This window comes from Stenotrophomonas sp. KH_029 (genome assembly GCF_057839765.1).
Window position 1 is genome coordinate 51299 of the sequence record NZ_CM174498.1, and the last position, 12099, is coordinate 63397.

Here is a 12099-nt window from a genome sequence, read left to right on the forward strand (position 1 = left end):
ATTCCCTCCGGCTCCCTGCGCCACCGTTGCACCGCTGAGCCGTTGAAAGGAACCTGCCATGCCGCTGCACGTTGTCCGTTCGCCCCGCCGCACCCGCCTTTCTGCCAGCCTGCTGTTGCTGCTGCTGGGGGGCAGCGCCGGCGCCTGGGCAGGGGACGCGCCGCAGCTGCTGTTCCACGTTTCCGCCGACGCCGGCTTCAACGCCGACACCGCGCAGGGCGATGCGGTCCCCAACTTCCTCGACAAGGTCAAACGCGTGCCCGATGGCGCGCGCGGGGCGGCGATCCAGTGGGAAGACGACGGCGTGCTTGCCTGGAACGCGCCGGGCAACATCCAGGCCCAGCGCGGCACCCTGGGCTTCTTCTGGCGCCCGCGCTACGCGGTGGGTGAAGCGCCGTTCGTGATCTTCCGCGTGGGCTATGCCGACCACAGCAGCTGGGACATGGCCTGGCTGCGCATCGACTGGAACGGCCACGGCTTCGATGCCTTCGTCACCGACGCCAACCTGGCGCGCACGCGGGTGTCGTTCGCGCTGGACCGCAATCCCGCGCCGCAGCACTGGCAGCACATCGCCTTCGGCTGGGATGAAGACCATGGCGTGCGCCTGTACGTGGACGGCAAGGAGGTGGCACGCCAGGACACCACGGCCGACTACGATGCCGCGCTGGACCAGCTCGGCCTGGCCGGCCGGGTGATGGCGCCCTACCAGGTGCAGAGCCGCTACAACTTCCTGCGGGGCAGCGACCTGGACGAAATCCGCGTCTACGACCGCCTGCTCGATCCGGCCGGCATGGCCGCGCTGGCGCGCAATGCAACGCCCACCAGCGCCGTGGCTGCCGCAGACCCGTTGCGGGCGTGGCGGCATCGCTTCGGCTGGGACAGCGCCGCACCGCCGGTACTGGCCACGCCCACCACCAGCATCGGCAAGGTCGAGTTCGCCGACACCCGCGACCACAAGCAGTGGATGTGGAAGGCCACCGATGGCATCGCCGAGACCACCTGGCCCGGCGTCTACAACCGCTCGCGCCTGCCCGGCCGCAACGACTACTTCCAGCTGCCGGACTGGAACACCTATGTGGAAGGCGGGCAGCAGCTGGACCTGACCGTGCCCGATGGCCAGACGGTCAACCGCATCGAAATACGCGGCGCCGCGTTCGGCCAGCTCAGCGCCAGCGGCGACGGCCAGCCGGCGACGCCCCTGCTGCAGCGCCGGCAGGGCGTGGTGCGCAGCGTCGACGATATTCCGGCCCAGCGCGGTGGCGTGCTGCACTTCCACAATACCGAACAGGAAACGCCGATCCAGGAAATCTGGGCCTACCAGGTCAGCGATGCCCCCGAACCCGCCGGCACGGTCAAGCAGCGCTACCTGATCGACAGCCAGGCCCTGCCCGACTACCTCAACATCGCCACGCTGCGCGACTACATCGACGGCCGCTACCCGGTGGCCGAGCGCAGCACGGTGATGGCGCTGCCCAAGGGCGCCGGTTCGCGAAGGCGCGGCGCTGACACCTTGCCCGCCCATCCGCTGCCGATCGTGCATGTGCTGATTCCCTCCGGCGTGGGCGACGCCCCGGCCGCCCAGCCGCTGATCCGCAGCTGGGCCTACAGCTGGGAGAACATGCATGACGGGCTGGATGGCGTGGCCATCGACCTGCCCGCGCTGGACCTGCCGGCCACGCACGACGGCGTGATCCCGCTCAATATCCGCATCAAGGACCCGATCTGGCCGGCGCGCGACATGATCGACGTGTCGGTGTCGGTGAGGCCTGGCGAGAAGCGCACCCTGTGGCTGGACCTGCGTGACCGCATCCTTACCGCCGACAGCCTGTGGATCTCGATCGCCTCGGCCGCGCCCGGCTTCAATGCCGCCTCGCTGGATGGCGCCGAGCTGCGCATGGTCTACAAGGACCGCGAACAGGCAAAGCAGGAACACCTGGCCGACCGCTTCAACCAGGCCCGCGACAACTGGGGCTTCCTGGTCGAAGAACACACCACCTCCAAGCGCCAGCGCCTGTATGCGCGCGTGTATGCCGACCTCACCGACCTGCTGCGGGTCGACCCGGACCACGAACTGGGCCGGCTGTACTGGAACTACATCAGCTACAACAGCCAGGGCAAACCGCCGTTCACCCAGCCGGTCGCGCCCAGGGGCGTGCCGCAGTGGGCGTTCGCCCAGACCGAAGACCTCAAGTACGTGCGCCGCTTCGTGGACTGGTGGATCGACCACCGGCAGATCGCCTACGGCGACTTCGGCGGCGGCATCTCCGACGATTCGGACCTGACCCAGCAATGGCCGGGGCTGGCGCTGATGGGCGTGCAGCCGGACCGGCTCAACGCCTCGCTGACCGCGTTGTCCGATGCGGTGTACCGCAATGGCATGTTCAGCAACGGCCTGAGCACCATCGAGACCGATGAGCTGCATGCCTACGAGGAGGGCATCAACACCAACAGCGCCATGCTCTACCTCAACTGGGGCGACCCGCTCACCCTGGAGCGGCTGATGGAAACGGTGAAGGCCTTCGATGAGCGCATCATCCTGCCCAACGCGCAGGGCCAGCGGCTGTTCTCCAGCAACTGGTACGGCGGCAACAAGGTCTACCGCGAACCGAACTGGCAGTGGCAGAAGCCGTACTCGTTCCCGGCGCTGCACCCGGCCTTCCTGGTCGGCCAGTACAACGCCGATGCGACCAGCCGCAAGCTGGTCACCGGCCTGGCCGACAGCTACCTGGCCCACGCCTACAACGACGACAAGGGCCGCTGGACCCTGCCCAACGAGATCCACTGGGCCACCGGCAAGACCCGCGGTGGCGAGCTCAACACGGGCTCCGGCGCTGGCGATGTCATGCACACCTTCTGGGCCGCATGGCGCTGGAGCGGCGATGCCAGGTACCTCAAGGCGCTGGACTACCGCGTTGAACGTGGCGGCCCGGGTGCGCTGGCCAACCTGGGCGAGAACTACGTGGAAGTGCTGGGCCGTGGCGCGCAGTGGAACCCACGCCTGATCGCCGACGCCGATGCCGGCAACACCGGCTTTGCCAGCCTGATGGCCTGGCAGGCCACCGGCGACAAGGCCTACCTGGAAGCCCTGCATGCCGACGGCATCCAGGCCAAGGCGCAGCGCGAGTACATGAACACCGAGGGCCACTGGTGGTCCGACCGGGTCGAAGCGCCCAGCGAATTCCTGCAGCGCGCGCGCCTGGGCGGCATCGCGCTCAAGCGCAACCAGAGCTGGCCCGGGCATACCGTCAGTTGGCGCTTCGACCGGCCCGAGGCGGCCGAACAGGTGGCACTGCTGGTGCATGCGCCCTCGCCGGAACGTTTCAAAGTGATCGGCTGGAACCTGGGCAAGCGGGCGGTCGATGCGCAGATGAGTACGTGGAACGTCACCGCCGGGCAATGGCGGATGACCAGCGGCATCGACCGCGATGGCGATGACCGCATCGACGGCAAGCCCAGCGTGCGGGAGCTGGCCCTGGAGCGCAGTGCAGCCACCACGCTGCGCTTCGCCCCGGGGCGCAGCCAGGTGTTCGAGTTCGAACTGGTGCGGGCCGGGCCGCCGGTGGAACAGCGCCCGGACCTGGGCATCGGCCGCGGCGACGTGCGCGTGGACGGGCGGCAGCTGCAGGTCACCGTGCACAGCCTGGGCCATGTCGGCACCGGGCCGGGGACGGCAGTGCTGGAAGATGCCACCGGGCGCGAGCTGGCGCGCATCGAGGTACCCGCACTGGCCGCGCCGCGCGACCTGCTGCCCAAGACCGCCACCGTGGGCCTGCCGTTGCCGGCCGGCAACCATCGCGGCCTGCGGGTGCGGGTGATGCTGGCCGATGGCGGCAGCGAGGTGACCCAGCGCAACAACGCGGTGGTGCTGGACTGAGGTGGTGTCGGCATGCCCCCGAACGCAGCGTGCGTCCCGACGCCGTCTACAACGCCACTGTCCCCTCGATGCAGGTGACGCAGTCGCCGCCGATCCACAACGCTTCCCCCACCCGCTCCACCTGCAACCGCCCGGCGCGGCCCAGCGCGGTGCCCTGGCTGATCACATAGCGGTCGGGCACCTGCCCTTCCTCCAGCAGCCAGCGTGCGATGCCCGCATTGAGGCTGCCGGTGGCCGGATCCTCCGGCGCGCCATCGCCGGCGATGAAGGCGCGGCTCTCGAACTGCGCCGCCGTCCCGTCGCTGGCCAGCCACGGGCCGAACACGCCGACCTTCAGCCCTTCCAGTTGCGCGTAGTCGGGCTGTACCGCCAACACCGCCGCGCGGTCGCGCAGGCGCACGGCCAGCCAGCCGGTGCCGTTGTCGGCCCAGCGCGCATCCACCACCGCCTCCGCTGCCAGGCCCAGCCCACGCCGCACGCGTTCGCGCAGGGCCGCATCCAGTGCCCCAGCGCGCAACAGCGGCGGGGCCAGGAACGCCAGCCCTGCATCGCTGCGGCGGATCCGCACCAGGCCGATGCCGCATTCCTGCACGATCTCCCCGCCCTGCGGCACGCCGCCGCAGGCCAGCCACGCATGGCAGCTGCCCAGGGTCGGGTGCCCGGCAAACGGCAGTTCTTCCAGCGTGGTGAAGATGCGCACCCGGTAGTCCGCCCGCGGGTCGGTCGGCGGCAGTACGAAGGTGGTTTCGCTCAGGTTGGTCCAGCGCGCGAACGCGGCCATGCGCGCGTCCTCCAGGCCGGCCGCGTCCAGCACCACCGCCAGCGGATTGCCGAGCAGGGGATCGGCGCTGAACACATTGACCTGCAGGAACGGGTAAAGCGGCATCGAGGGGTCTCCCGGCAATCGGCGGCATGATGCGCGCCGGACGGGGTCGCGTCGATACGTGCCCGGCCGCCAACGCATGCGGTGGCGTGGCCGCCCTGTGTGTGTGCCTGCCGCAGGGCAGCGCCGGGGGCTATGCGGCGTCGGTTTCCAGGGCCTGCACGCGGCGCTGGTACCAGTGGCCGTCCTGCTCCGGCTCGAACACCGCGCTGCAGGTCATCTCGCCCTGGTAGACATGCACCGAGATGGCCAGTTCTTCATCGCTGGTATTGCGGATGGTGTGGTACTCGTGCGGTGGGATCAGGCTGCCGGCGCTGCCGCAGTCGCCTACGATCGCTGGCTCGGCACGGAACCGGAAGCGGTCGCCGTCGCGCTCCAGCAACTGGTACTGGGTGATCTCCAGTTGGCCCAGCCACACCCCTTCCACGCACCACAGGCCGCTGTGGTCGTGCAGCGGGGTGCCCTGCCCCGGGCCCCAGCTCATCGCCACGATGCTGTAGCCATGAGCCGGGCTGCGGTACAGCTCGCGGCGGGCGTAGTGGTCGCTGATCGGGTGGTGTACGCAGGCCGGCAGCTGGATGCGGCTGTCGGCGATCGCCTCGCGCAGCGCCGTGCGCAGCGTGGCGGCGATCTGGTGGGTGTCCTCGTGCTGGACTGCATGGTCGATCGCGGCGATCAGTCGGTCACGGCCATGGAACGGGGGAAACGGAGTGCAGTGCTCTTGCATGCGCCCAGTTTAGGCGATCAGGGTGAACACCGTGTTTGACGGGATTCACGTGGATCGCGACCTGATCCGCGAAGTAGCAATCAAAATCGCGGGAATGGTTGATCAAAACTATCAATGCAGACGCGCCCTTGTCCCTGCCGATCCCGCTCAGAACGTGCCGCGCTGGATGAACGGTGCCTGCTGGTACAGGCGGCGCTCGCCGCCGCGCGGGTCGTCGGCCTGGCGCGGCGGTACGTCGAACAGCAGGGTCTGGCGGCGTGCCAGCGAATAGGTCTGCCACGCCGGCAGCGCGGCATGGTTGGGGTCGCCGTGGCGCGCGAAGGCGATCAGCGCCCCGCTCATCATCGCCGCGACGCGTTCGGCCTGTTCGCCGTCGCCGGTGCGCGAACCGGGCTGGCGGATGTTGTCCAGCACCAGCGGAATGTCCAGCGTGTGGAAGGCACCGAACCTGCCGCCATCCAATGGCGAGCCCCAGTCCAGCTGGTAGGCCCAGGTCGGTGCGCCCTGGCGTGCCCGCGCCTCCAGTTCCTCCACGGCACCACGCCAGGAGCGGCCGGCGGTGGTGGCCGCGAAGAACACCTCCGAGGGCGTGTAGTGCGGGTACAGGCGGCGGTATTCGGCGATCACCACCGCCGGCAGCAGATCCACGTACTGCTGATTCTCCAGCCTGGCCGGCAGGGTCTCCCAGCTCAGTGCGAAGTTGGCCGGGTCGTTGCCGAGGAAGGCACGGGTCTCGTCGCGGGTGTTGCCGATCACCATCGGAATCCCGGCCGACTGCGCCGGGGCCTCCGGCCAGAACGGATGCACCGGCAAGACCCCGCCGTCCAGCACCGGGCCGACATACAGCCCGGTGTCCTCCACCCGCGACGGATCGCGCGCGCGCGTTGCCGCCAGCAGCGCCTCCATCGGCAGGTCCAGCAATGCCTGCACGTCGGCCGCGGCAACGGCCTGCATCGCGATCTGCGCGCGCTGGGTGGCCGCGCGCGGGCCGGCGGCGGTGACCTGCTGCCCGCTCATGGTCCAGGCGCGCTGGAACAGGCCGCGCGCGGCCGGCATCGCCATCAGCGTGGCGATCTTGGCGCCGCCGCCGGACTGGCCGACCACGGTGATGTTGTGCGCATCGCCGCCGAACTCGGCCGCGTGCTGGCGCACCCACTGCAGGGCCTGGACCAGGTCGAGCTGGCCGACGTTGCCCGAATCGGCGAAGCGCGCATCGCCCAGCTGTGCCAGGTACAGGTAGCCGAACACGTTGAGCCGGTGGTTGACGGTGACCACCACCACATCGCCACGCCGGCACAGCGCGCCGCCGTCGTACAGCGGGTCGCTGCCCGAGCCGTTGTTGTAGGCGCCGCCGTGGATGTAGAACACGATCGGCCGCCTGCCGCCATCGCGCAGGGCCGGGGTCCACACGTTGAGGAACAGGCAGTCTTCGCTGCCCGGTCCGTCCGTGCCGGTCTGCGGGGCGGCGCTGCCGTATTCCAGCGCGTCGCGCACGCCGTGCCAGGCCGGTTCGGGCAGCGCCGGCTGGAACCGGCGGGCGGCGGTGTCGGCGCCGTAGGGAATACCGCGGAACACGTTCACGCCCTGCTCGCGCTGGCCGCGCAGGCGGCCGCTGCGTACCTTGGCCAGGGGCGCGGCGGTATGCCGCGGCCCGGGCACGCCGGCCCAGGCCGGCAGCAGCGGCAGGCTGGCCGCTCCCAGCAGCAGCGCATGACGCGCGCTGTCCTGCAGGAAGCGGCGGCGCTGCAGGTCGGCCGGTGCCCCGCTCATCGGCGTGGCTCCCGGGCCTGTGCGTGGATCCAGCGCAGTGCCAGCGCCGGCCATTGCGCGGTGGTCAGCGCGGGGTCGATACGCACGCCGAAGCCGTGCCCGCCGTGCGCGAACAGGTGCATCTCGGTGGCCACGCCGCTGCGCAGCAGCGCCTGGTAATAGACCAGGCTGTTGTGCACCGACACCACGCTGTCGTCCTGCGCATGCACCAGGAAGGTGGGCGGCATGTCCGCGCGGACCTGGTCCTGCATCGAGAACTGCCGGGCCAGCGCCGCATCGGGATGCTCGCCGAGCAGGCGGGCGCGCGAACCGCTGTGCGCGTGGGCGCCCATGTCGATCACCGGATACAGCAGCAGGGCGAAGTCCGGCCGCGCGCTGTGCGCGTCGATGGCATCGCGTGCCGGATAGGCCGGCAGGTCGAAACCGGTGCTCAGCCGGGCGGCGACATGGCCGCCGGCGGAAAAGCCGATCACCCCGATGCGGCCCGGGTCCAGCTGCCAGCGCGCGGCCTGGCTGCGGATCAGCCGCAGCGCGCGCTGGGCATCGGCCAGGGCGGCCTGGCGGTCGCTGCGCCCGGCGGGCAGCCGGTAGCGCAGCACGAACAGGGTCACCCCGCCGCGGTCGACAAAGGCCGGCACCAGGGCGGTGCCCTCCTTGTCCAGCACGATGCGCTGGTAGCCGCCGCCGGGAATCACCAGCAACGCGGTGCCGTCCGGATGCGCCGGCCGGTAGGCGACCAGGTAGGGCGCGTCGACGTCGTCGATGTAGCGGTCCGGCAGGGCCGGGTCATCGCTGCGCTCGATCACCCGCGGCACCCGTGGGGCGCCGGTCTGGCCCGGCACCTGGCCGGCCGGCCACAGCGCGATGCGGTCCGGGTCGCCCGGCCCGGGCTCGGTCGCCGGCACGCTGCGTTCGGCGGCCTGCAACAACGACGGGGGGCAGGCCAGCAGGCAGGCCAGCAGCAGCAACGAGACGGCACGGGGCATCGGCGGTGTCCTTTGGGTCATCCAGAGGGTCATGGTGCCCGGCCGCAGCGGTCTGATGCGCTGCACATTGCCAATGACACCGGTTTACCATATACAGCTCATCCACGTGCTGTCGATTGGCAGTGCAACATTTCTCCGGGAGATCCGCTTGAGCAACGATCACGGCATACAGGACCTGCCAGACCAGGGATTGGGCGAGATCGCCCGCGCCTTCGTCAGCGCCCGCCAGCAAGGCCGCGCGCTGCCTGATTTCCCCGGCATCATCCCGCCGGACCTGGTCACCGCCTACCGCGTGCAGGACCAGGCCATCGGCCTGTGGGACGACCAGGTGGTGGGCTGGAAGGTCGGTTACATCGCCGCCGAGAAGCGCGACAGCGCCGGCGACGACCGCCTGCTGGGCCCGATTTTCGCGCGCCGGCTCTGGAATGCTACCGGTGGAACAGTGGACATTCCGGTGTTCGTCGGCGGCTTCGGCGCGGTCGAGGCCGAGTTCGTGATCCAGCTGAGCGAAGATGCGCCGGCCGACAAGCTGCACTGGACCGCCGAAGAAGCCGAAGCCCTGCCGGCCAGGCTGTTCATCGGCGTGGAAGTGGCCAGCAGCCCGCTGGCCACGATCAACCAGCTCGGCCCGCGCGTGGTGGTGTCCGATTTCGGCAACAACAACGGCCTGGTGCTGGGCGCGGAAATCCCCGGCTGGACCGCGCTGGACGATGCGCAGCTGCGGGCCGAAACCCGCATCGACGGCGCGGTGGTCGGCACCGGTGGCGCCACCGCGCTGCCCGGCGGCCTGCGTACCGCGTACGCGTTCGCCCTGGGCCGGTCGGCGCAGCGTGGCCGGCCGCTCAAGGCCGGTGACCTGATCGCCAGCGGCAACGCCACCGGCATCCACGACATCGCCGTAGGCCAACAGGCACTGATCCGTTTCGCCGGTTACGGCGACATTACCTGCAAGGCCATCGCCGCCGGGTAAGTCTGGCGGACATGGCGAGTACGCTTGGGAGGGCGCAGATGATTACCCGCAGAAGTTTCCTTGCCACCGGTGTGGGCGCGCTTGGCGTGCCCCTGCTGTCGGCGTGTGCGCCCGCGGCCGGGGTTGCCGCGGCCGACGCGCGGCTGTTGACCGCCACCGATGTGCACGTTGCCGACTACCCCACCGTGACCGCGGTGAAGTGGATCGGCCAACAGCTGGAGCGCAGGACCGGTGGCCGCCTGAAGCTGCGCCAGTACCACTCCGGCCAGCTTGGCCGCGAGTCCGAGGCGATCGACATGGCGCGCTTCGGCGCGATCGACATCACCCGGGTCTATTCCGGCGCGCTCAACAACGCGTTCCCGCTGACTCAGGCACTGTGCCTGCCGTATGTGTTCGCGTCGGTGGCGCACATGCGCCGCGCGCTCGATGGCGGTGTCGCCGATGCCGTCCTGCAGGGTTTTGAAAGCCGCGACCTGGTCGGCCTGGCGATCTACGACTCCGGCGCGCGCTGCTTCTACAACACCAAGCACCCGATCGTGGAACCGCGCGACCTGCACGGCCTGAAGCTGCGGGTGGCGTCCTCGGACATCTTCATCCAGCTGATGCGCCTGCTCGGCGCCAACCCGACCCCGATGTCGCTGGGCGATACGTTCTCGGGAATGGAAACCCACATGATCGACGGCGCCGAGAACAACATGCGCAGCTTCCATTCCAGCCGGCACTTCGAGGCGGCGCATTACTGGTCGCAGAGCGAGCATTCCTATGCGCCGGACGTGCTGCTGATGTCGCGGCAGAGCTTCGATGCGCTGAGCCCGGCCGATCGCACCCTGGTGATCGAGACCGCGCGCGAATCGGTGCAGGTGATGCGCCAGCAGTGGGACGCCTCGGAAAGCACCGCGCGCCAGGCCGTCGCCGATTTCGGCATCACATTCAACGAGGTCGACATGCCGGCCTTCCGCAAGGCCGCCGATCCGCTCCTGCAGCGCTACCTGCAGCAGCCGGCGCTGGCCGCCCTGACCCGTCGCATCCGCGACTTCGCCTGAGGCCCCGCCGCGATGTCCGAACCGACTTCCGAAACCGTCAGCCCCCCCAACGCACCGCAGCGCCTGCTCAACGGCATCGCCGAGGTGGCCATCCACATCGCTGTCCTGGCCCTGCTCGGGCTGGTGGTGGTGCAGGGCTGGCAGGTGTTCGCCCGCTACGTCATCAACGATTCGCCCAGCTGGACCGAGCCGGTCACCCTGCTGCTGCTGGCCACCGCGATGAGCCTGGGCGCGGCCACCGGCGTGCACACCCGCCGCCACTTCGGCTTTTTCCTGCTGGCCGCGCATATGGGCCCGGGCCTGCGCCGCGCGGTGGAGGTCTTTTCCGCGCTGGTGGTGGCCGTGCTGGGTGGGGTGATCGCCTGGTGGGCGGCGGTGCTGTTGCTGGACGGGCTGGATATCAAGGCCGCCGGCGCCAACCTGCCGCAGAGCATCAACTACCTGCCGCTGTCCGTTGGCGGCGCGCTGATGGCGATCTTCGCCGTGAACCAGATGGTGCAGGCCGTGCGACCCGCCGACGCCGCAACCGTTGCCGAGGGAGACCGCTGAACCATGGGTATCACGATCCTGTTTACCGTTTTCGCGGTACTGCTGCTGCTCGGCGTGCCGGTAGCCTATGCCCTGGCCGCCGCGGCCCTGGCCACGCTGTGGTACCTGGACCTGCCGACCCTGGTGCTGGTGCAGCAGATTTCCGCCGGCACCGGCTCGGCGTCGCTGATCGCCATTCCATTGTTCATCTTCGCCGGTGAAATCATGATGCGCGGCGGCATCTCCGAACGCCTGATCTCGCTGGCCTCCTCGCTGGTGGGTCGCCTGCGCGGCGGCCTGGGCCAGGTCTCGATCCTGTCCTCGCTGTTCTTCGGCGGTGTGTCCGGCTCGGCCATCGCCGATGTCTCGGCGGTGGGCGGCACCATGATTCCGCAGATGGTCAAGCGCGGTTACGACCGCGACTTCGCGGTCAACGTCAGCATCACCGCCGCGCTGGTGGCGCTGCTGGTACCGCCCTCGCACAACCTGATCCTGTTCTCGGCCGCGGCCGGTGGCGGGCTGTCGATCGCCGACCTGTTCGCCGCCGGCATCGTACCGGCACTGCTGATGACCGTGGCCCTGATGATCACCGGCTATGTGGTCGCCCGTCGCCGTGGCTACGGGGTGGAAGTGTTCCCCGGCTGGCGCGCGGTGCTGCTGCGGCTGGTCTCGGCCCTGCCCGGCCTGGGCCTGGTCGCGCTGATCTTCGTTGGTATCCGTGCCGGCATCTTCACCGCGGTGGAAAGCGCGGCGATCGCCGTGGTCTACGCCCTGCTGGTGACCACCGTGCTGTACCGCCAGCTCAACTGGCGCGAGTTCCTCGGTACGGTCACCCATGCCGCGCGCAGCACCGGGGTGATCCTGTTCGTGATCGCCACCGCGGCGGTGTTCGGCTGGCTGCTGGCCTACCTGGAAGTGCCGGCCGCGGCGGTGGAGTTCCTGCGCTCGTTCGCGCACAGCCAGTTCATGGTGTTGCTGATGATCGTGGTGATGTTGCTGCTGCTGGGTACCTTCATGGACCTGGCGCCGATGATCCTGATCTGCACGCCGATCTTCCTGCCGGTGGCCAAGGCCTATGGCATCGACCCGATCCACTTCGGCCTGGTGCTGGTGCTGACCGGCGGCCTGGGCCTGGTCACCCCGCCGGTGGGCTCGGTGCTGTTCATCGGCACGGCGATCGGCAAGATCAGCGTCGGCGAGAGCATGCGCTCGATCTGGCCGTTCTGGTTCGCCGCGCTGGGGGTGCTGCTGGTGGTCACCTTCTTCCCCGCCCTGTCGTTGTGGCTGCCGGCATTGCTGCGCGCCTGAGCCTGATTCC

9 protein-coding genes are annotated in these 12099 nt (G+C 69.7%); 5 read left to right on the forward strand and 4 right to left on the reverse strand.

Translation table 11 applies throughout. The annotated features are described in order from the left end of the window. Positions 1 to 58 precede the first annotated feature (58 nt). Positions 59 to 3874: a LamG-like jellyroll fold domain-containing protein gene (locus AC3ITM_RS00250; protein ID WP_489267466.1), complete on the forward strand. Its 3816-nt coding sequence runs from the start codon at positions 59 to 61 to the stop codon at positions 3872 to 3874. 46 nt (positions 3875 to 3920) lie between these two features. Here AC3ITM_RS00250 and AC3ITM_RS00255 read toward each other — a convergent pair whose 3' ends face one another. The 4 genes from AC3ITM_RS00255 to AC3ITM_RS00270 all read right to left on the reverse strand — a co-directional run bounded on the left by AC3ITM_RS00255 (position 3921) and on the right by AC3ITM_RS00270 (position 8240). Next, entirely contained in the window at positions 3921 to 4760 is an 840-nt protein-coding gene (locus AC3ITM_RS00255) for a PhzF family phenazine biosynthesis protein (RefSeq protein ID WP_489267468.1), read from the reverse strand. A 130-nt stretch (positions 4761 to 4890) separates the two neighbouring features. Then, positions 4891 to 5484 carry a cysteine dioxygenase family protein gene (locus AC3ITM_RS00260; RefSeq protein ID WP_489267470.1) on the reverse strand — a complete coding sequence of 198 codons (594 nt, stop codon included), beginning with the start codon at positions 5482 to 5484 and terminating at the stop codon, positions 4891 to 4893. Between the two features lie 147 nt (positions 5485 to 5631). After that, on the reverse strand, positions 5632 to 7254 hold the full coding sequence (locus AC3ITM_RS00265; RefSeq protein WP_489267472.1) for a carboxylesterase/lipase family protein: 1623 nt from the start codon (positions 7252 to 7254) through the stop codon (positions 5632 to 5634). Beyond that, complete coding sequence (locus AC3ITM_RS00270) at positions 7251 to 8240, reverse strand: alpha/beta hydrolase (RefSeq protein ID WP_489267474.1); 990 nt, start codon at positions 8238 to 8240, stop codon at positions 7251 to 7253. Before AC3ITM_RS00270 ends, AC3ITM_RS00265 begins: the two co-directional genes overlap by 4 nt. A gap of 148 nt (positions 8241 to 8388) precedes the next feature. Between AC3ITM_RS00270 and AC3ITM_RS00275 the strand changes: the two genes are divergently transcribed. The 4 genes from AC3ITM_RS00275 to AC3ITM_RS00290 are packed head-to-tail and all read left to right on the forward strand — an operon-like array spanning position 8389 to position 12089. Then, complete coding sequence (locus AC3ITM_RS00275; protein ID WP_228884791.1) at positions 8389 to 9210, forward strand: 2-keto-4-pentenoate hydratase; 822 nt, start codon at positions 8389 to 8391, stop codon at positions 9208 to 9210. Between the two features lie 38 nt (positions 9211 to 9248). Continuing rightward, positions 9249 to 10253, forward strand: coding sequence for a TRAP transporter substrate-binding protein (locus AC3ITM_RS00280; protein ID WP_489267476.1), 1005 nt, complete (start codon positions 9249 to 9251; stop codon positions 10251 to 10253). 12 nt (positions 10254 to 10265) lie between these two features. After that, on the forward strand, positions 10266 to 10802 hold the full coding sequence (locus AC3ITM_RS00285) for a TRAP transporter small permease (protein WP_489267478.1): 537 nt from the start codon (positions 10266 to 10268) through the stop codon (positions 10800 to 10802). Between the two features lie 3 nt (positions 10803 to 10805). Beyond that, positions 10806 to 12089: a TRAP transporter large permease gene (locus tag AC3ITM_RS00290; RefSeq protein WP_489267480.1), complete on the forward strand. Its 1284-nt coding sequence runs from the start codon at positions 10806 to 10808 to the stop codon at positions 12087 to 12089. Positions 12090 to 12099: the final 10 nt, after the last annotated feature.